The following is a 20,869-nucleotide window of genomic DNA, read 5'->3' as shown; positions in this document are numbered from 1 at the left end:
AAATTAGTCAGTAACAACCGTTAAAGTCAGTGTTGAGCTAACATCACCAGAAGCAACATCACCGTCTAAACGCGCATAGCGTGCTAAAAAAGTCAGGTCGTATTCACCGCTGCTATTTGGATCTAGTGTCACCCCCGTCTCTGGATCAATCTGATTATCCGTACTTCCGTAGTAAACCGCAAAACCGACACCTTTGGCAGACCCGTTATTAAATGTGATATCGTGGCTGTCAAATTGCGTTGAAGAGAAGGTAATACGCGGCGCTACACCCTGTTGACATTTTATTTTCAACGGCATCTGAGTTTGATTAGTTACTGCGTCATAAATCTGACCCGGGGTTAAATTAATTATTTTATCCGCACCAATTTCATTCAGTCTAATTTCAGCGGTGTTCGTACCCAAAAATTGACAGGTAGTACCAACCACCTTTCCGTTAATATTCAGAACGCCTGAATCATACTCATCAACAGCAAAAGCCCCAGCGCTCATAAATACAGCAGACAATACAGAAGCAGCAATAAGTGAACGTTTCATAATCTCTTCCTTAATGAAGTAATTTCTATTTGTTAAGAGTTATTAACCCTTGCAACGAAAATTCTCATAGACAGGAAGTTATCGCAATGTAAACACGATGTTTTGTTGATTTAAAACAATTTACAGATTGCAATATAATTGCAACAAATAATCATTGCTTATCATTATTTTGTAAACTTATTAATTTCCGAAATTTACTGCCCTTAAATATAAACACAACAAATAAAAAAGCCCATATCATTGATATCAATGATATGGGCCTGCGGAATTAATAAGAATTAGTCGTAATGATTAACAACAATCTGTCGGGTGCTATCACCAGGCACCGTGTATAGCTGCGTTGTCACACCTCTCATCGGCGTAGCGGCGGGTGTTTGCAGAGTTGAAACGTGGATAGTGTTGCCGCAACGCTGCTGCAACTGTGCGTTTACCACTTCTGTACTGCACGTTGGCGCGGTCACTTTTCCACTGATGGTTAATGTTGCGGTGTCGGAGGCAAAAACAGGTACGCTTATCCCATAAGCCGAAACTATAATTCCCATCAGCAAATATTTTTTCATAGTGAGTAATTGTTCCTCTGGTGAACGTCAAACAGTATGCAGGCCGTCCTGATGAGCAGTATGAACGTATCGATACCTTAAAACCAATTGAAAAAATAAATCAGTAGGATAGGTATGATCAATTCAAATAATGTTTTTGCCGATTATTTCAGATAAACACCTGTCTGTTTAAGCAGGAATTAACAATGCGGGGGCTATTATTTTATTAATACATTCACTGCATCAATATATATTAATGCAGTGAATGTCATATTCTCTTTGGAATACGTCAGGAGGATTACACCGCGCGGAAGGCGATTTCTCCCGGAATCACTTCACCCTGCCAGTAAAGCTGTGCCGCAACGCGATCGGCCAGTTCGCGATAGATCGCGGTAAATTCGCTCTCCGGACGGCTAACCACCGTCGGCGTACCGCGATCAAGATCTTCGCGCAGACTAATATGCAGCGGCATCTGACCCAGAAGCTGAGTATGGTATTTTTCCGCCAGCTTCTGCGCGCCGCCCGTGCCGAAGATCGGTTCGTGATGGCCGCAGTTGCTACAAATATGCATACTCATATTTTCCACAATGCCGAGCACCGGCACTTCCACCTTCTCGAACATCACGATACCTTTTTTGGCGTCGATTAGCGCGATATCCTGCGGCGTAGTCACCACCACCGCGCCGGTAACAGGAATGTTCTGCGCCAGCGTTAGCTGAATATCCCCGGTTCCCGGCGGCATATCCAGTACCAGATAATCCAGATCCGGCCACAGCGTCTCCTGCAACATCTGCATCAGCGCCTTACTGGCCATTGGGCCGCGCCATACCATCGCGTTATCGTCAGTCACCAGATAGCCGATCGAGTTGGTCGCCAGGCCGTGAGACATAATCGGCGCCATATGCGTACCGTCTGGCGATGTTGGGCGCTGATCTTCTGCGCCAAGCATGGTTGGGATCGACGGACCGTAAATATCGGCATCGAGAACCCCGACCTTTGCGCCTTCAGCCGCTAACGCCAGCGCCAGGTTTACCGCCGTGGACGATTTCCCCACCCCGCCTTTACCGGAGCTCACGGCAATGATGTTTTTCACGCCATTAATGCCAGGCTGATTTTTGACGCGTTTCAGCGTCGCAATGTTGTACGACAGTTTCCAGTCGATCGCTTTTGCGCCCGTAATACGTAACAGATCGGCGCTGCATTGCTCTTTTAATACCTCAAACGCGCTGTTCCAGACGAACGGCATGACCAGCTCAACGTGCAGCGTATCATCCATCCAGGCGACGTGGTGCAACGCCTTAAGCGTGGTGAGGTTATGCTTCAGGGTTGGGTGCTGAAAATTCGCCAGCGTCCCGGCGACCATCGCTCGCAGGGTATCTGGTGATTTGGCCTGGGATTGTTCGTTCATCCCGACTCCTTTTGTAGTTCTGAAAAGTACGATTGTAACTTTGTAGTTTACTCCAGCGGTAACAATTATTCATTTACGGATAAATGCCCTTATCGATTGGCGCAGTAATTACCATTTTGGTACTATCAAAGCCCTTTTTTACAACAGAAGAAGTAATACCCACTATGACTCAAGTCGCGAAGAAAATTCTGGTAACGTGCGCGCTGCCGTACGCCAACGGCTCTATCCACCTCGGCCATATGCTGGAGCACATCCAGGCTGATGTCTGGGTCCGTTACCAGCGAATGCGCGGCCATGAGGTTAACTTCATCTGTGCCGATGACGCTCATGGCACGCCGATCATGCTGAAAGCGCAGCAGCTTGGTATTACGCCGGAGCAAATGATCGGTGAAATGAGCCAGGAGCACCAGACCGATTTCGCCGGTTTTAATATTAGCTACGACAACTACCACTCAACGCACAGCGACGAGAATCGCGAGCTGTCCGAGCTGATTTATACGCGCCTGAAAGAGAACGGTTTTATTAAGAACCGCACCATCTCTCAACTCTACGATCCGGAAAAAGGCATGTTCCTGCCGGACCGATTTGTGAAAGGCACCTGCCCGAAATGTAAATCCGCAGACCAGTACGGCGATAACTGTGAAGTGTGCGGCGCGACCTACAGCCCGACCGAACTTATCGAACCGAAATCCGTGGTGTCCGGCGCGACGCCGGTAATGCGTGACTCCGAGCACTTTTTCTTTGACCTGCCGTCATTCAGCGAAATGTTGCAGGCGTGGACCCGCAGCGGCGCGCTGCAGGAGCAGGTGGCGAACAAAATGCAGGAGTGGTTTGAATCCGGCCTGCAACAGTGGGACATTTCCCGCGACGCGCCGTATTTTGGTTTCGAAATCCCGAACGCGCCGGGCAAATATTTCTACGTCTGGCTGGACGCGCCGATTGGCTATATGGGCTCCTTCAAAAATCTGTGCGATAAGCGCGGTGACACGACCAGTTTTGATGAGTACTGGAAAAAAGACTCCGATGCCGAGCTGTACCACTTTATCGGCAAAGACATCGTCTATTTCCACAGCCTGTTCTGGCCTGCCATGCTGGAAGGCAGCCACTTCCGTAAGCCGACCAACCTGTTCGTTCACGGTTACGTGACGGTGAACGGCGCGAAGATGTCTAAGTCTCGCGGCACCTTTATTAAGGCCAGCACCTGGCTGAAACACTTTGACGCCGACAGCCTGCGCTACTACTACACCGCGAAGCTTTCTTCACGCATTGATGACATCGACCTGAACCTGGAAGACTTTGTCCAGCGCGTCAATGCCGATATCGTCAATAAAGTAGTCAACCTGGCCTCGCGTAACGCCGGTTTTATCAATAAGCGTTTCGACGGCGTGCTGGCGGCTGAACTGGCCGATCCGCAATTGTATAAAACCTTTACTGACGCCGCTGCGGTGATTGGCGAAGCATGGGAAAGCCGTGAATTCGGTAAAGCTATCCGTGAGATTATGGCGCTGGCCGACATCGCTAACCGTTATGTTGACGAGCAAGCGCCGTGGGTGGTGGCTAAACAAGAAGGCCGCGACGCGGACCTGCAGGCCATTTGCTCAATGGGCATCAACCTGTTCCGCGTGCTGATGACGTATCTGAAACCGGTACTGCCGACGCTTTCTGAACGCGTTGAAGCCTTCCTGAACAGTGAGTTGAACTGGGATGCCATCGAACAGCCGCTGCTCGGTCACAAGGTCAACACCTTTAAGGCGCTCTACAATCGCATCGACATGAAGCAAGTTGAAGCGCTGGTTGAATCGTCTAAAGAAGAGGTGAAAGCCGCAGCCGCGCCGGTTACCGGCCCGTTAGCCGACTTCCCGATTCAGGAAACCATCACCTTTGACGATTTCGCCAAAATTGACCTGCGCGTAGCATTGATTGAAAATGCTGAGTTCGTAGATGGTTCTGACAAATTGCTGCGTCTGACGCTGGATCTGGGCGGCGAGAAGCGTAACGTCTTCTCCGGCATTCGTTCCGCCTACCCGGACCCGCAGGCGCTGATTGGCCGCCAGACGGTAATGGTCGCCAACCTCGCGCCGCGCAAAATGCGCTTTGGCGTCTCCGAGGGAATGGTGATGGCCGCAGGACCTGGCGGGAAAGATATCTTCCTGTTAAGCCCTGATGACGGCGCGAAGCCTGGCCAACAGGTGAAATAAGCAACAAGCCGGAGCATGCTCCGGCTTTTTTAACCGCTTAATCCTGACTGGCATATCACCCCATCCGCGTGTTTTAACTTTTTCCTTAATAAGCAATAGCGTTAAGACTCCATATCCGGACTGCTAAATAACGGCTAAAAGTCATATTCTATCTCTCCCTGATACATTGCTATTACTGGGTTAAATTAATTCATTGAAATTATTTTAAAAACCCAATCATTATATAAAATGGAGTTTTAGATGAAAATTTCTGGCAAGTTATTGTCCGCGGCTTTGGCTTCCGTACTGGTGTTCTCTCTTGCTGGCTGTGGCGATAAAGAAGAATCAAAGACCTTTAACGCAAACCTGGCGGGGACAGAAATTTCAATTACTTACACCTATAAAGGTGACAAAATCATTAAGCAGACGTCTGAAAGTAAAATCAGCTATGCCACTGTAGGCGCTAAAACGAAAGAAGATGCCGCCAAAATTCTCGATCCGCTGAGCGCGAAATATAAAAATATCGCCGGAGTGGAAGAAAAATTAACCTATGAAGATACCTATGCCCAGGAAAACGTCTCTGTGGATATGGAAAAAGTGGACTTTAAAGCGTTACAGCAAATCTCAGGGACGATGGTGTCCGGCGATACCAGCAAAGGTATCAGCATGAAACAAACCCAGACGCTGCTGGAAGCTGCTGGTTTTAAAGAAGCGAAATAACTGGCAGGCATAATGTATTGCATCGACTGGTAAAGTCGCTCAGGGCGCTGCTTCGGCAGCGTCTTTTCTTTATGAATTCCGAAAAAAGACAGCCTCGCTGTAAGTCCCCTCGCCAAAGCCTATAATCCCTGAATTCCTGGCCACACCAATACTTAACGACAAGGAATTGTTATGCAGGTTCTACGTCTTATGGCACTGCCACTATTCGCGCTCTCTCTATCGGTTAGCATAACTGGCTGCGATCAGAAAAACGATACTCTCCAGGGAAAGCAAAATAACATGACAGCGTTTATCAAGAAGATAGCCGCTAGCAAAGAGTCAGAGGAAACACAACGCTATGTAGGTAATCTCAACGGTATTGAAATCAAGTTAACCTATTACTACAAAGGGGATATCGTTTTACGTCAAATATCTGAACATAAACTACTTTATAAGACCCTGAAAGCCAATAATAAAGAAGAAGCACAAAAAATGCTGAGTCAAGTCGGCGAAGCTTATCAGGGTATGCCGGGTTTGACTGAACGAATCGACTATTATGATAGCTATGCTACGGAATATGTGGATATTAATTTTACCCAGGCAAAAATAAGCGACCTCTGTAAATTGCCAGGATCATCAATTGACAACTGTTCCGCGTACTATCTGTCAATGATTCGCTCGCAGAAACTGCTGGAAGAGAGCGGATATCATAGAATCAATTAGTATAATAATGCGTTTTCCCGGTCAGACAGGACGCTGCCGGGAACAATACCGCAGAATTACTTCGCCGCGTGTTCACGGGCTGCCAGACCGCGCAGAAAATAACGCATAAACTGATCGCCGCATTCGCGGAAGTTCTTATGGTCCGGCGCGCGCATCATCGCGGTGATCTCTGGCATTGAGACACGAAACAACTGACCGGTAAGTATCGCCAGGATATCATCTGTTTTTAGCGAAAAGGCGATACGCAGCTTTTTCAGCACAATATTGTTGTTGATACGACGTTCCGCCGTCAATGCAGGCGCCGCCTCATCTTTGCCGCGTTTTTCATAAATGAGGCCATTGAGAAATGAGGACAACACGATATCCGGGCAACGCTGAAACCCCTCTTCCTCTTCTTTGCGCAACCAGATTGCAATCTGCTCCGGCGTAGCATCAACGTTACCCAGCGCCAGGATACGCGCCAGATCGGTATTATTAGCTTTTAAAATGTAGCGCACGCTACGCAGAATATCGTTACTCAGCATGAGGCCTTCGGTCGTTTCTATGGCAAAACGATATTCTAACAGTCTTTTACAGGCCAATCGCCTCTTTTAAACTTTTCAGATAGCGACGGCTTACCGGCACCGTCAGGCCGTTGCGTAAAATCAGCTCTGCCTGCCCATTATCCTCCAGCCGTATTTCCTGCAAATGGGCCATATTCACCAGAAACTGACGATGACAACGCAGTAGCGGCGTCCGGCTTTCCAGCGTGCGCAGCGTCAGCTCGGTAAACCCCTCTTTCCCTTCACTGCTGGTCACATAAACGCCGCTCATACGGCTACTGACAAAGGCGACATCATCCATTTGCAACAAATAGATCCGGCTGTGTCCGGTACAGGGAATGAATTTAAGCGCCTGCTGGTTTTCCGGCAACAACGAAACATCCTGTTTACTGCGCTCCTGACGCAGACGATGTAACGTTTTTTCCAGCCGTTTCTCCTCTATCGGCTTGAGCAGATAATCAAAAGCGTGTTCTTCAAAGGCTTTGATGGCGTATTCGTCAAACGCGGTTAAAAAAACGATATACGGGCGGTGTTCCGGATCAAGCATTCCTACCATCTCCAGTCCACTGATACGCGGCATCTGAATATCCAGAAACAGCACATCAGGTCGCAACTTATGTACCGCGCCAATCGCTTCTACCGCGTTCGCGCACTCTCCCACAATCTCAATGTCATCCTGCCCCTGGAGCAAAATCCGCAGATTTTCCCGCGCTAACGGCTCATCATCCACAATCAGCACTTTAATCATGCGTCCTCCTCCAGTGGAAGTCGTAATGTAATTCGGGTAAAACAGTCCGGCTCGCAGGCCACGCTAATACCATAATCATCGCCAAAGTGTTCGCGCAGACGTTTATCAACCAGACTCATCCCCAGCCCGCTACTGCCGGCGGAAGGCTGATACAGTCCCGCATTATCCTCAATATCTAACATCAAATGCTGCCCTTCGCGCCGGGCGCGAATAGCGACGTTGCCGGTATCAAGCAGTTGCGACGTGCCATGTTTAATGGCGTTCTCAACAATCGGCTGTAATGTAAACGCAGGCAATTTCTGACGTGAAAGCGTCGATGGAACATCAAGCTGTACCTGCAGACGCGACTGAAAACGCGCTTTTTCAATTTGCAGATAAGCGTTTACGTGTTCAATTTCATCCGCCAGCGTGACGATTTCCGACGGGCGTTTTAAATTTTTGCGAAAAAAGGTCGACAAGTACTGCACCAGTTGGCTGGCCTGTTCGCTGTCGCGGCGAATCACCGCTTTAATGGTATTGAGCGCGTTAAACAGAAAATGCGGGTTCACCTGCGCGTGCAACAGCTTGATCTCTGACTGCGTCAGCAACGCCTTCTGCCGTTCATACTGCCCGGCCAGGATCTGCGCGGATAAAAGCTGCGCAATACCCTCTCCCAGGGTGCGGTTAATTGAGCTGAACAGTCGGTTTTTCGCTTCGTACAATTTAATGGTGCCCATGACTCGCTGATTTTCGCCACGCAGCGGGATCACCAGCGTCGAACCGAGTTTACACTGCGGGTGTAGCGAACAGCGATACGGCACTTCGTTGCCATCGGCATAAACCACCTCTCCGGTTTCAATTGCTTTCAGCGTATAACCTGATGAAATGGGTTTGCCCGGTAGATGGTGATCGTCGCCAATACCAGTAAAAGCCAGCAGTTTTTCGCGATCGGTGATGGCGACGGCGCCAATATCCAGCTCCTGATATAACACCTGCGCCACCTTCATACTGTTCACTTCGTTAAATCCCTGACGCAGAATCCCCTCCGTTGACGCGGCGACCTTCAGCGCGGTAGCAGAAAATGCCGAAGTATATTTTTCGAACATGGCGCGCTTATCGAGCAAAATACGCATGAACAGCGCGGCGCCAACGGTATTCGTCACCATCATCGGCGCGGCAATATTACTGACCAGATGCAAGGCATCGTCAAACGGCCTGGCTATCAGTAAAATGATCAGCATCTGCACCAGTTCGGCAATACACGTAATTGCTCCCGCCGTCAGCGGGCTAAACACTTTGTCCGGGCGTCCGCGACGTATGAGAACGCTGTGTACCAACCCGCCCAACAGCCCTTCGACGATGGTGGAAATCATACAGCTCAGCGCCGTCATGCCGCCCATAGAATACCGATGTAACCCACCGGTCAGACCGACCAGCCCGCCGACGACCGGCCCGCCGAGTAGGCCGCCCATCACCGCGCCAATTGCGCGGGTATTGGCAATCGAATCTTCGATATGCAGCCCAAAATAAGTGCCCATGATGCAGAAGATAGAAAACGTGACGTAACACAGAAGCTTGTGCGGCAGACGAACCGTGACCTGCATAAGCGGGATGAACAGACGCGTTTTACTCATTAGCCACGCAATGACCAGAAACACGCACATCTGCTGAAGCAGCAGCAACACCAGATTAAACTCGTACATACCCGCAAACCACACTTCAATTAAAAGCGCGTAACATACATTGAGTACGATTAACTTTCTTTGAACTGTTGCATAAAAATATGAATTCGTGAATACGATCACTTAAACACCCCGCCGCAACCCGCTACTTCGCGTTTTAATGCATAAAAAACAGGCAAAACTTCCTGGTTCGTAAAAGAGCGTCTAAAGTTAAACCGGGACCTCGCGAGCAAGGGTGAAACGATGGCGCTTTACACAATTGGTGAAGTGGCTTTGCTTTGTGATATCAATCCTGTCACGTTGCGCGCGTGGCAGAGACGTTATGGACTTTTAAAACCACAGCGAACGGATGGCGGTCATCGTCTGTTTAACGATGCCGATATCGACAGAATCCGCGAAATCAAGCGCTGGATAGATAACGGCGTTCAGGTCAGCAAAGTCAAAGTGCTGCTCAGTAGCGACAGTAGCGAACAACCTAACGGCTGGCGCGAACAGCAGGAGATCCTGCTGCACTACCTGCAAAGCAGTAATCTGCACAGTTTACGGCTATGGGTCAAAGAACGCGGTCAGGATTATCCAGCCCAAACATTGACCACTAACCTGTTCGTCCCACTGCGGCGACGATTACAGTGCCAACAACCCGCCCTTCAGGCGCTGCTCGGCATTCTTGACGGTATCCTGATCAACTATATTGCGCTCTGCCTGGCGTCTGCGCGTAAGAAACAGGGAAAAGATGCGTTGGTGATCGGCTGGAATATCCATGATACCACCCGCCTGTGGCTGGAAGGTTGGGTCGCCAGCCAACAGGGATGGCGAATCGACGTGCTGGCGCATTCGCTTAGCCAGTTCCGCCCGGAACTGTTTGACGGCAAGACGTTACTGGTATGGTGCGGAGAAAACCAGACGCTGGCGCAGCAGCAGCAACTCCTGGCATGGCGCGCCCAGGGACGCGACATTCATCCCCTTGGCGTTTAAACAGAAGCTAACAAATTCGCTTTAATGTATACTCCTTTTATTAACATAAGGAGTACATAATGCGCGTAGCGAAAATCGGGGTGATCGCCCTTTTCCTGCTGATGGCTATTGGCGGTATCGGCGGCGTGATGCTGGCAGGTTACAGTTTTATTTTGCGTGCCGGGTAAGCGCGCGCGTCAGCCTTTCAAACAGGCGGTCGATAATGATCGCCGCCAGCGCCACCAGCAGCGCCCCCTGGATAACATAGGCCGTATTAAAGCCGCTAAGCCCGATAATGATCGGCGTGCCTAACGTACTGGCCCCCACCGTTGAAGCGATGGTCGCCGTACCAATATTGATAATCACCGAGGTTCGGATGCCCGCCAGAATCACCGGCGCGGCCAGCGGCAGCTCAACCTGATACAACTGTTGGCGACGGCTCATTCCCATACCGCTGGCAACGCTCATCACGCTGGCAGGCACCGCGCCCAGCCCGGCCAGGGTCGCCTGCAGGATGGGCAACACTCCATACAGGATCAAGGCGATAATGGCTGGTTGCTGACCAAAACCCATGACGGGTACCGCGATCGCCAGTACCGCCACCGGGGGAAAGGTCTGCCCGACGGCGGCGATAGTCTCCACCAGGGGACGAAACTCTTTCCCACTTTCTCGCGTGACCGCAATCCCTGCGCCGACGCCCACCACGACGGCAAACAGACTTGAGATGCCCACCAACCAGAAATGGGCGAGCGCGAGGGCGGCAAAACTCTCCTGTTGGTAGACCGGGCGCGGCAAATCGGGAAACAGCGCCGCGAAGAACGGCTGGCTATAAGGCAATCCAAACAGCAGAAGCAAGAACAGAACAATAAGCCAGAGAAGCGGATCACACAGTCGTTTCACGGGGGGACGTCTCCGAAAGCAGATCGCGGAAATGGAGCGTACCGCAGGGCTCGCCCTGCTGATTCGCCACCGGCAGGACGTCGCACCGGCGGGCGACAAACATCGATAGCGCATCGCGTAGCGTCATCTCTTCCACCAGCGCGTCGCCGCTGAGCTGTTCATGCCGGCGTACATAATCGCCTACGCTACGTAACGAAAGCAGCCTTACGCCCAGCTCGCTGCGGCCAAAAAACGCCTGCACGAAATCATTTTCCGGCGAGGTCAGCATAGAAAGCGGCGATCCCTGTTGGATAACGTGGCCCCCGTCCATCAGCACCAGATGGTCGGCGAGGCGTAGCGCCTCGTCGATGTCGTGCGTCACCAGTACGATGGTGCGCCCCAGCAGCTGATGAATGCGGGTCATCTCCTGCTGCAATGCGCCGCGCGTTACCGGATCAAGCGCGCCGAAAGGCTCGTCCATCAGCAATACCTGCGGATCGGCAGCCAGCGCCCGCGCAACGCCGACCCGCTGCTGTTGCCCGCCGGAAAGCTGATGCGGATAACGATCGCGCAGCGCGCTTTCCAGACCCAATAATGCCATCAGTTCATCAATACGATCGTTAATCCGCGCACGCGACCACTTTTGTAGTTGCGGTACGGTGGCGATATTTTGCGCCACCGTCCAGTGGGGAAAAAGACCGATAGACTGAATGGCATAGCCCATGCGACGGCGCAGTTCAAGCACCGGCAGGCTGCGGATCTCTTCCCCGGCAAAACGGATCGTTCCGCTATCATGCTCTACCAGCCGGTTAATCATCTTCAGAGTGGTCGATTTTCCCGAGCCGGAGGTGCCAATTAACACCGAAAAGCTGCCTTCGCTAAAGTGCAAATTGAGGTCGCTAACAGCCTGTTGATCGCCGAAGGTTTTACTGACATGGTTAAATTCAATCATCGGTTGCTCCCTTCAAAAACGCGATCCATAAATCAAACAGCGCGTCGATCACTACCGCCAGCGCAATCACCGGAATGACGCCCAACAGGACTAAATCAATGGCGCTGCTCAATAGCCCCTGAAACACCAGCGCGCCGAAACCTCCCGCGCCAATCAGCGCGGCGACGACGGCCATTCCCACTGTCTGAACCATTACTACCCGCAGGCTACGTAAAAAGACCGGCAGCGCCAGCGGCAGTTGCACATGCCTGAAGCGCTGGCCGCTACTCATTCCCATTGCTCTTGCGCTCTCCAGCACATCGCGCGGCACCTGATTGAGCCCGGCGACCACGCCGCGCACCAGCGGCAATAACGCATAGAGCACCAGCGCTATCAGCGCAGGCGTCATGCCGGTTCCCGCGACGCCGAATTCGGCAAGCCACGGAAACTGTTTCACCAGCCCGGCCAACGGCGCAATCAGCAGGCCAAACAGCGCGACGGAAGGGATAGTCTGGATCACATTCAGCACGGTAAACACCGGCCCCTGGCGTGAGGCGGAAAAATAACACCAGACGCCCAACGGTAGTCCGATCGCCAGCGCCGGCAGCACCGTGCCCGCCAGTAACATCAAATGTTGCACCAGCGCGGCATCGAAAACATCCTGGCGGTTGGTATACTCTTTCAGAAGCGAGAGGTTGTCGAACGTGCCTGAAAACAGCAGCACCAGCGGGACAATGACAATTTGCGCGTGCAGCAACCAGCGCCACAGCGGCCCAGTGGTAATACGGCGGATCGCATCGCTACAGGCCAGCAACATCAGACCGAGGCCCAGCCACAATCCACTTCCCAGACTGGTACGCGCCAGCGGGCTGCCCTCCTGCGCCAACTGGGTCGCCGCCCTGCCGACTCCCCACAGCATGACAATAAAAAGCGTCTGCGCCATCATCAGCGTCAGTACGCTACCGCGTTTACCGGGTACAAAGCACAACGTAAACAGCGCGCATCCCGCGCCAGTCAGCATCCAGATGGTCGCCGGCCAGATCTCCCATAACTGGCGCCCCTCGCCGCTCACCAGACGATTCGGGGCGTAATTAATGAAAGGTAGCGCGACAGCAAGCAGGGTCAGAACAACCAACAGCAACAGCACACGATTAACCGTAATTTTTTTGGCAGCATCACTCACAGATTACTTCACCCACCCTTTTTGTCGGAGGTAATCTGCGGCGACTTTTTTCGCATCCAGCCCTTCTACGGCGATTCTGGCGTTCAACTGTTGCAGCGTTTTCTCATCAAGGCTGGCGAAAACGGGCTGCAGCCAGTCGGCTATCTGCGGATAGGCCTGTAACACCGATTCACGCACTACCGGCGCGGGGGCATAGATAGGCTGGACGCCTTTCGGGTCGCTCAGGGTTTGCAGACCCAGCGCGGCGACCGGGCCGTCGGTGCCATACGCCATCGCGGCGTTAACGCCGGATGTTTGTTGCGCGGCGGCTTTGATCGTGACCGCCGTATCGCCGCCCGCCAGCGACAAGAGCTGGTTCTGATTCAAGGTAAAATCATAGGCTTTTTCAAATGCCGGCAGCGCATCCGCCCGTTCGATAAATTCCGCAGACGCCGCCAGTTTAAAAGTGCCGCCCTCTTTCAGATAACGGCTGAGATCGGCAAGCGAGGAGAGTTTATTTTTTTCCGCGATGTCCTGACGTATCGCGATGGTCCAGGTGTTGTTGGCCGGCGCAGGCGTCAACCAGACCAGCTTATTCTGCTCCGCATCCAGTTTTTTGACTTTCTCAAAGCCTTGCTTTGCATTTTTCCATGCCGGATCGTTTTCATCTTTAAAAAAGAACGCCCCGTTACCGGTGTATTCCGGATAGATATCCAGCTCTCCGGCGGTAATCGCGCCACGAACGACTGGCGTCGTCCCGAGCTGAATTTTATTGACCGTTTTAACGCCGTGGCTTTCCAGTACCTGCAAAATCATGTTGCCGAGCAGTGCGCCTTCGGTATCAATCTTTGACCCGACCGTCACGGGCGATGCCGCCTGTAGAGGTAAACTCACCGTCGCCAGCAACGCCAGCGAACTTACCCATAGCTTTGAGATCGTCATGATGCTTTCCTCATCCTTTTACGGCCTTTTTCAGAGACTTGAGAAAAAAGCATAGTTGAAAAGTCTGCGTTTAACCTGGGATTTTCCGGCAGTTTAAGTGACGTGGCAGGCAATAAAAGGGGGGCCAGGAAAAGTCATTGCCAGACAGGGCGCTGCTATCGCGCCCTGTTGACGGCAGGCTTACAGTAGTTCGAACGATCCTTGTTTAACGCGAGCGGAATCCACGCCGATAAAGACGTTGAACTTGCCGGGTTCCGCGTCATATTTCATCTGCTGATTCCAGAACTTCAACGCCTCGATATCAATCGGGAAACTCACGGTTTTACGTTCGCCGGGCTTGAGGGTGATTTTTTCAAAGCCTTTTAATTGCTTCACCGGGCGGCTCATTGATGCCGTGACATCCTGTAAGTACATCTGGATGACCGTGGCCCCTTCGCGTTTACCGGTGTTCGTGACCTCTACGCTGGCCGTGACTTTGCCGTCGCGTTGCATTGTCGGTGAGGAGAGCGTGACGTCAGACACCGTAAATGTGGTGTAGCTCAGACCGTAACCAAACGGATAGAGCGGGCCATTCGCTTCGTCAAAATAACGTGAGGTGTATTTGTTTGGCTTTTCAGGATTATACGGGCGTCCCGTATTGAGATGGCTGTAATAGACCGGAATTTGTCCCACCGAACGCGGGAAGGAGATCGGCAGTTTGCCTGACGGGTTGTAATCGCCAAACAGCACATCGGCAATGGCGTTGCCGCCTTCCGTCCCGGCAAACCAGGTCTCCAGAATCGCATCGGCCTGTTGATCTTCTTTTACCAGCGCCAGCGGTCTGCCGTTCATTAATACCAGTACCAGCGGCTTACCGGTGGCTTTCAGAGCGGTGATTAAGTCGCGCTGACTCTGCGGAATGGTGATATTGGTACGGCTGGAGGCTTCATGCGCCATCCCCTGCGACTCGCCTACCACTGCGACCACCACATCGGCCTGTTTCGCCGCCTGTACGGCCTCATCAATCATCGCCTGCGGTGAGCGCGGATCGATTTTAACTGCCTCTTCATACAGGTTTAAGAAATCGACGATGTCTTTATCGTTAGTGATATTCGCCCCTTTGGCATAGAGGATCTTCGCCCCGTCGCCGACGGCATTTTGAATACCCGCCAGCACCGTCACCGACTGATTCGCGACCCCAGCAGCAGACCAGCTCCCCATGACATCACGTTGACTGTCGGCCAGCGGCCCAACAACGGCAATGGTGCCCGATTTTTTCAGCGGCAGCGTTTCCAGCCGGTTTTTCAGCAGTACCACACTTTCCCGCGCCACTTCCCGCGCCTCTTTACGATGCAGGCGGCTTTCGGCATTGGTGTCCGCCGGGTCGCTCTCTTTCGGCCCCAGATGGCTATAGGGGTCGTTAAACAATCCCATGTCATATTTTACGTTGAGCACATGGCGCGTCGCGTCGTCCAGTTCCGCCATCGTCACTTTGCCCGACTTAATCAGGCCCGGCAGATATTTGCTGTAATACTCATCCGCCATGCTCATATCCACCCCTGCCTTTAGCGCCACGCGCACCGCATCTTCCGGGTCGGCCGCGGTGCCGTGTTTAATCAGTTCTTTAATAGCGCCGTGGTCGGAAACGGTAATTCCCTTAAAGCCCCACTCATCGCGCAGGACATCTTTCAATAGCCAGGAATCTGACGTCGCAGGCGTGCCGTTCAGCGAGTTCAGCGCCACCATCACCGCGCCGCTCCCCGCATCCAGCCCCGCTTTGTAAGGCGGCATATAGTCATTAAACAGACGCTGGGAACTCATATCCACGGTGTTGTATTCTTTACCGCCTTCAACGGCGCCATAGGCGGCAAAATGTTTCACGCTGGTCATCACCGAATAGCGATCCGCCGGACTTTTGCCCTGCATCGCTTTCACCATGGTTTCGCCCATGATGGAGGTTAAATATGTATCTTCGCCAAAGCCTTCGGAGGCTCGTCCCCAACGCGGATCGCGGGAGACATCCACCATCGGCGCCCAGGTCATATTCAGACCGTCGTCCGCCGCTTCATACGCCGATACGCGTCCTACGGTTCTTACCGCATCCAGATTAAAAGAAGAAGCCAGACCGAGGCTTATTGGGAAGACGGTTCGCTGGCCGTGTACCACGTCATAGGCAAAAAAGAGAGGAATTTTCAGGCGGCTCAACGCCATCACCTGATCCTGCATTTGACGGATATCCTGGCGGGTGACGGTATTGAAAATCGCCCCTACCTGCCCGTCTTTGATCATCTCGCGAATCGCTTCTTTCGGGTTATCAGGGCCGACGCTAATCAGACGTAACTGACCAATTTTTTCATCGACAGTCATTTTCTTGAGTAAATCCGTGACGAACGCGTCGCGCGCTTCGGGCGTCAGCGGGTGATTGCCAAACAGGTTTTCCGCCAATGCTGGCTGCATCGCCAGACTCACAGCAACACCTACTGAACATAACCATTTCATGTTGAGTCTCTCTTTATCTTTATCCCGACGAGGCGGTAAAAACAGAATAAAAACCGCAGTTTGCCATAAGCCTAAACGCGAGAGGAGAAGAAAGCGAAGGTTATTCTCCTAATTTTCCGCACAGTCGAATACACAACCGCCAGCAAATGGTATCAAGGCGGCAAATGAATACCACCAACACAGAAACAATTTGAATGAGAAAGCGTATTGTCATACAAAGCGCTATGCTTAACGCTGATATTTTGTCCCACCACAAGGAGTGGAGAATGTCTTCCATAACAATGACTGATAATAAAACGTTCCTGAATGAGCTGGCCCGCCTGGTAGGCCATTCTCACCTGCTGACAGACCCCGCCAAAACCGCCCGCTATCGCAAGGGTTTCCGTTCCGGTCAGGGCGACGCGCTGGCCGTTGTTTTCCCGGGTTCATTACTGGAACTGTGGCGTGTGCTCAACGCCTGCGTTAACGCTGACAAAATTATTCTGATGCAGGCCGCCAACACCGGTCTGACGGAAGGCTCCACGCCGAACGGCAACGACTACGATCGCGATATTGTGATTATCAGCACCCAGCGGCTGGATAAGCTGCACTTACTGGATAACGGCCAACAGGTTCTGGCCTGGCCCGGTACGACGCTCTATGCGCTGGAAAAAGCGCTTAAACCGCTGGGCCGTGAACCGCACTCGGTGATTGGTTCGTCGTGCATCGGCGCGTCGGTCATCGGCGGTATCTGTAATAACTCCGGCGGCTCGCTGGTGCAGCGCGGCCCGGCCTATACCGAGATGTCGCTCTTTGCCCGTATTGACGACCAAGGCAAACTGCAACTGGTCAATCATCTGGGTATCGATCTTGGGCATACCCCGGAGCAGATCCTGAGCAAGCTGGATGATGAACGGATTAAAGATGAGGATGTGCGCCACGATGGTCGTCATGCGCACGATCACGACTACGTGACGCGGGTACGAGATATCAACGCCGATACGCCCGCCCGCTATAACGCCGACCCGGACCGTTTGTTTGAATCTTCCGGCTGCGCCGGAAAACTGGCGGTTTTTGCCGTTCGCCTTGATACCTTTGCAGCGGAAAAAAATCAGCAGGTTTTTTATATCGGCACCAATCAGCCCGCGGTACTGACTGAAATCCGTCGGCATATTCTGGCGAACTTCGACAATCTGCCAGTGGCGGGAGAATATATGCATCGCGATATCTACGATATTGCGGAGCAGTACGGTAAAGATACCTTTCTGATGATCGATAAACTCGGCACCGACAAGATGCCATTCTTTTTCACGCTAAAAGGCCGAACCGATGCGATGCTGGAAAAAGTAAAATTTTTCCGTCCGCATTTCACCGACCGCGCGATGCAGAAATTCGGCCATCTGTTTCCCAGCCATCTGCCGCCGCGAATGAAAAACTGGCGCGATAAATATGAGCATCATCTGCTGTTAAAAATGGCGGGAGACGGCGTCGCAGAAGCGCAACGCTGGCTGAATGAATTTTTTAAATCCGCTGAGGGCGGTTTCTTCACCTGTACGCCGGAAGAAGGCAGCAAAGCCTTCCTGCACCGCTTCGCCGCTGCTGGCGCAGCGATTCGTTATCAGGCCGTACACGCTGATGAAGTGGAAGATATCCTGGCGCTGGATATCGCTCTGCGCCGCAACGATACCGACTGGTTCGAGCATCTGCCGCCGGAAATCGACAGCCAACTGGTACATAAACTCTATTACGGTCACTTTATGTGCCACGTTTTTCATCAGGACTATATCGTGAAGAAAGGCGTCGACGTCCATGCGCTGAAAGCGCAAATGCTGGAGCTGTTGCAGGCGCGCGGGGCACAATACCCGGCGGAGCACAACGTTGGACATCTGTATAAAGCGCCGGAAACACTGACGCGTTTTTATCGGCAAAATGACCCGACCAACAGTATGAACCCCGGTATCGGCAAAACGAGTAAGCGGAAATTCTGGCAGGAAAATACGCCCGACGAAACGCATTAACACCGTGCGGTTTACCGTGAAGCCCGGCGGCGCGATGCCTGCCGGGCCTGCGGCGACTTAATCGTTCTGTGCGGTTTGCGCTCCGGCACTGGCGCTGGCTGCCGCCATTTGCGCGGCTTTTTGCTTTTTATAGCTCAGCGCGGCAGCCGGAACGGGCATGACTTTACCGGTTTCAATCCATGTACGCAGGCGACTGGCGTCCGCAAAGTGGGTATATTTGCCGAACGCGTCCATGACCACCAGCGCGACCGGTTTGTTATTGATCACGGTACGCATCACCAGGCAATGCCCCGCCGCATTGGTAAATCCGGTTTTCGTTAACTGGATATTCCAGTTATCACGGTAGACCAAATGGTTGGTATTGCGAAACGGCAGCGTATACGCCGGATGCGAGAATGTCGCCATGTCTTCGCGCGTGGTGCTTAGCTGGCCAATCAGCGGGTATTGCTTCGTGGCAATCAGCAATTTTGTTAAATCCCGCGCGGTCGAGACGTTATGAATCGACAGCCCCGTCGGCTCAACGAAGCGGGTATGCGTCATGCCCAGCGCTTTCGCCTTCGCATTCATCGCTTTAATAAATGCGTTATAACCGCCAGGATAATAGTGCGCCAGGCTTGCCGCCGCACGGTTTTCGGATGACATCAACGCCAGCAACAACATATTTTTGCGGCTAATTTCGCTGTTCAGGCGCACGCGGGAGTAAACCCCTTTCATTTCCGGCGTCTGGCTGATATCGACCTTCAGTATTTCATCCAGCGGCAATCGCGCGTCGAGCACGACCATCGCTGTCATTAATTTGGTTATCGAGGCAATCGGACGCACCAGATCCGGGTGGTTCGAATAGATCACTTTATTGGTGTTGAGATCAACAATCATTGCGCTACCGGAGGCAATCTCAGGTTGAGACGCCGCGGTTGTCGCTGCCGTTTTCGCCACGGCCTGCGGGGCAAAAGGAACGGCCAACATCAGAGCAAGGCTCAGGAATGAAGCTCGGAATTTCAGCATGATGAGATTTCTGATAATGATTCACGCGCGTCGTAACGCACACCGCCTGAGCTAAGATTATACTCAAGCTAGCAGTGGCATCATAGCGGCACGCCAGCGTTGCCGCTACAGAAGAATCGTCAGCAAATGCTGCATTGCTGGCTTTTGCGCCAGCCCTTTTTCGCATCAGAACAGGCGGTAGCCGTATCCCCACAGGATCACGGTGATCGCCAGTAGCACCTCCAGGACCAGTACGCCGATAGCGAGCGTCGAACTGGAGAAGCTTAATCCTTCCTCTCTATTAATGTTAAGGAAAGTCGGAATACCCAAATACAGCAAATAGCCGGTGTAAAAGAGCGCGACAGCGCCGACCAGTGCGCATAGCCATACCAGGGGATAGAGCGCCACCAGACCACTTAAAAACAGCGGCGTCGCGACATAGCCGGCAAAAACCATACAGCGCGCAAGCGATGGCCGTTGCGGATAGTTTCGCGCCATCCACCAGATGACGCGTCCCATCACCGCGACGCCCGCCAGCATCACGCCGTAGAACAAGACCGCCAGCGCAAAAGCGGTAAACAGCGAGAGTTGTAACACATTGCCGTCGCCAAAATTCCAGCCGATTTGCGTCGTGCCGATAAAGGCGCAGACGACGGGAATCGCCGCCATCAGCAAAACATGGTGCGTATAGTGATGCGAAACAGTTTCGTTTTCGCTTTTGATCACCTGCATTTCCCGATCGGGATGGGAAAAAAGCCCCCATACATGGTTCATACTGCCCCCTTCTGCTGCCTCAGATGCCAGTATGTTCAAGTATAATTCAGTTTCTGGTTATTTTATGAACAATGGCAAAATAGTCTCCGGCAAAACGTCGGCTTTGCCGCGCACGCCTCTTGCCAGGGTGTATGCTTAATGCCGGAGGTGGTTTACGCATGGATATCAACACGCTTATTACGCATTATGGCTATGCGGCGCTGGTTATCGGCAGTATGGCCGAAGGTGAAACCGTTACCCTGTTGGGGGGCGTCGCGGCGCATCAGGGATTGCTCAAGTTTCCGCTGGTGGCGGCGGCTGTCGCGCTGGGAGGGATGATGGGCGATCAGCTACTTTATCTGTTAGGACGATGCTATGGCGGGAAGATCCTGCGTCGTTTCCCCCGTTATCATACGAAGATTCGTCGCGCGCAGAAAATGATCCAACGCCATCCGTATCTGTTTGTGATCGGCACGCGTTTTATGTACGGCTTCCGGGTGGTTGGCCCGCTGCTGATTGGCGCCAGCCGCCTGCCGCCTAAAATTTTTCTGCCGCTGAATATTGTAGGCGCGCTGATCTGGGCGCTGCTGTTTACCACGCTGGGATATCTTGGCGGCGAGGTGATCGCGCCATGGCTGCACGACCTCGATCAGCATCTCAGGCACGGAGTCTGGCTGATTCTGGCCATCGTCCTGGTGGTGGGCGTGCGCTGGTGGCTGAAAAGACGCGGCAAAGCGGAGGCCCGTTAAACCCGATGG

The 20,869-nt window shown here is 52.5% G+C and carries 20 protein-coding genes; 7 read left to right on the top strand and 13 right to left on the bottom strand.

Annotation, left to right across the window (positions count from 1 at the left end; translation table 11 throughout):
• Positions 1-3: 3 nt before the first annotated feature.
• From stcA to apbC, 3 genes are all read right to left on the bottom strand, one after another.
• Positions 4-534, bottom strand: a complete 531-nt coding sequence (gene stcA / locus QEN31_RS08315) for a Stc fimbria major subunit StcA (RefSeq protein WP_000830686.1) — start codon at positions 532-534, stop codon at positions 4-6.
• 278 nt (positions 535-812) lie between these two features.
• Entirely contained in the window at positions 813-1,094 is a 282-nt protein-coding gene (locus QEN31_RS08310; RefSeq protein ID WP_000760404.1) for a YehE family protein, read from the bottom strand.
• Positions 1,095-1,371: 277 nt separating this feature from the next.
• Positions 1,372-2,481 (bottom strand): iron-sulfur cluster carrier protein ApbC, encoded by a 1,110-nt coding sequence (gene apbC / locus QEN31_RS08305; protein WP_001005424.1) that lies wholly within the window; start codon positions 2,479-2,481, stop codon positions 1,372-1,374.
• Between the two features lie 164 nt (positions 2,482-2,645).
• On the opposite strand from apbC, the gene metG reads away from it, so the two are divergent.
• The 3 genes from metG to QEN31_RS08290 all read left to right on the top strand — a co-directional run bounded on the left by metG (position 2,646) and on the right by QEN31_RS08290 (position 6,080).
• Complete coding sequence (gene metG, locus QEN31_RS08300) at positions 2,646-4,679, top strand: methionine--tRNA ligase (protein ID WP_000195332.1); 2,034 nt, start codon at positions 2,646-2,648, stop codon at positions 4,677-4,679.
• 240 nt (positions 4,680-4,919) lie between these two features.
• Positions 4,920-5,378 carry a YehR family lipoprotein gene (locus tag QEN31_RS08295; RefSeq protein WP_000703137.1) on the top strand — a complete coding sequence of 153 codons (459 nt, stop codon included), beginning with the start codon at positions 4,920-4,922 and terminating at the stop codon, positions 5,376-5,378.
• Positions 5,379-5,549: 171 nt separating this feature from the next.
• A complete protein-coding gene (locus tag QEN31_RS08290) occupies positions 5,550-6,080 on the top strand; it encodes a YehR family lipoprotein (RefSeq protein WP_001197952.1) in 531 nt (176 codons plus the stop codon).
• Positions 6,081-6,136: 56 nt separating this feature from the next.
• Here QEN31_RS08290 and QEN31_RS08285 read toward each other — a convergent pair whose 3' ends face one another.
• The 3 genes from QEN31_RS08285 to QEN31_RS08275 are packed head-to-tail and all read right to left on the bottom strand — an operon-like array spanning position 6,137 to position 9,052.
• Positions 6,137-6,604, bottom strand: coding sequence for a DUF1456 family protein (locus QEN31_RS08285; protein WP_000950413.1), 468 nt, complete (start codon positions 6,602-6,604; stop codon positions 6,137-6,139).
• 46 nt (positions 6,605-6,650) lie between these two features.
• Positions 6,651-7,370 carry a two-component system response regulator BtsR gene (btsR, locus tag QEN31_RS08280; RefSeq protein WP_000598637.1) on the bottom strand — a complete coding sequence of 240 codons (720 nt, stop codon included), beginning with the start codon at positions 7,368-7,370 and terminating at the stop codon, positions 6,651-6,653.
• The gene (locus QEN31_RS08275; RefSeq protein WP_000272845.1) at positions 7,367-9,052 is read right to left on the bottom strand and encodes a sensor histidine kinase; all 1,686 of its coding nucleotides are present in this window, start codon (positions 9,050-9,052) and stop codon (positions 7,367-7,369) included. Before QEN31_RS08275 ends, btsR begins: the two co-directional genes overlap by 4 nt.
• Positions 9,053-9,274: 222 nt before the next feature.
• Between QEN31_RS08275 and mlrA the strand changes: the two genes are divergently transcribed.
• A complete protein-coding gene (gene mlrA / locus QEN31_RS08270; RefSeq protein ID WP_001240418.1) occupies positions 9,275-10,006 on the top strand; it encodes an HTH-type transcriptional regulator MlrA in 732 nt (243 codons plus the stop codon).
• Between the two features lie 59 nt (positions 10,007-10,065).
• The gene (locus tag QEN31_RS08265) at positions 10,066-10,173 is read left to right on the top strand and encodes a protein YohO (protein ID WP_001261696.1); all 108 of its coding nucleotides are present in this window, start codon (positions 10,066-10,068) and stop codon (positions 10,171-10,173) included.
• Here the strand turns inward: QEN31_RS08265 and QEN31_RS08260 are convergent.
• From QEN31_RS08260 to bglX, 5 genes are all read right to left on the bottom strand, one after another.
• Positions 10,154-10,885: an ABC transporter permease gene (locus QEN31_RS08260; RefSeq protein ID WP_000824854.1), complete on the bottom strand. Its 732-nt coding sequence runs from the start codon at positions 10,883-10,885 to the stop codon at positions 10,154-10,156. The two genes, QEN31_RS08265 and QEN31_RS08260, sit on opposite strands and share 20 nt — an antisense overlap.
• Entirely contained in the window at positions 10,869-11,816 is a 948-nt protein-coding gene (locus QEN31_RS08255) for an ABC transporter ATP-binding protein (protein ID WP_000569166.1), read from the bottom strand. The genes QEN31_RS08260 and QEN31_RS08255 overlap by 17 nt, the downstream gene beginning before the upstream one ends.
• A complete protein-coding gene (locus tag QEN31_RS08250; protein ID WP_001278117.1) occupies positions 11,809-12,978 on the bottom strand; it encodes an ABC transporter permease in 1,170 nt (389 codons plus the stop codon). The genes QEN31_RS08255 and QEN31_RS08250 overlap by 8 nt, the downstream gene beginning before the upstream one ends.
• Positions 12,979-12,981: 3 nt before the next feature.
• Entirely contained in the window at positions 12,982-13,899 is a 918-nt protein-coding gene (gene osmF / locus QEN31_RS08245) for a glycine betaine ABC transporter substrate-binding protein OsmF (RefSeq protein ID WP_000155869.1), read from the bottom strand.
• Between the two features lie 180 nt (positions 13,900-14,079).
• Complete coding sequence (gene bglX, locus QEN31_RS08240) at positions 14,080-16,377, bottom strand: beta-glucosidase BglX (RefSeq protein WP_000871543.1); 2,298 nt, start codon at positions 16,375-16,377, stop codon at positions 14,080-14,082.
• Between the two features lie 266 nt (positions 16,378-16,643).
• Here bglX and dld point away from each other — a divergent pair, with 266 nt between their 5' ends.
• Positions 16,644-18,374 carry a D-lactate dehydrogenase gene (gene dld / locus QEN31_RS08235; protein ID WP_000095232.1) on the top strand — a complete coding sequence of 577 codons (1,731 nt, stop codon included), beginning with the start codon at positions 16,644-16,646 and terminating at the stop codon, positions 18,372-18,374.
• 57 nt (positions 18,375-18,431) lie between these two features.
• Here dld and pbpG read toward each other — a convergent pair whose 3' ends face one another.
• Positions 18,432-19,379 (bottom strand): D-alanyl-D-alanine endopeptidase, encoded by a 948-nt coding sequence (pbpG, locus tag QEN31_RS08230; protein ID WP_000911555.1) that lies wholly within the window; start codon positions 19,377-19,379, stop codon positions 18,432-18,434.
• Between the two features lie 165 nt (positions 19,380-19,544).
• Complete coding sequence (locus QEN31_RS08225; protein ID WP_001017057.1) at positions 19,545-20,132, bottom strand: Yip1 family protein; 588 nt, start codon at positions 20,130-20,132, stop codon at positions 19,545-19,547.
• 158 nt (positions 20,133-20,290) lie between these two features.
• Between QEN31_RS08225 and QEN31_RS08220 the strand changes: the two genes are divergently transcribed.
• Positions 20,291-20,860 carry a DedA family protein gene (locus tag QEN31_RS08220; RefSeq protein WP_001523476.1) on the top strand — a complete coding sequence of 190 codons (570 nt, stop codon included), beginning with the start codon at positions 20,291-20,293 and terminating at the stop codon, positions 20,858-20,860.
• Positions 20,861-20,869: the final 9 nt, after the last annotated feature.

It is taken from the genome of Salmonella sp. SA15303, from assembly GCF_029962125.1.
In the GTDB taxonomy this organism is placed as follows: domain Bacteria; phylum Pseudomonadota; class Gammaproteobacteria; order Enterobacterales; family Enterobacteriaceae; genus Salmonella; species Salmonella enterica.
Note: the sequence above shows the minus strand (reverse complement) of the source record. Positions and strands in the feature narration are given on the sequence as shown.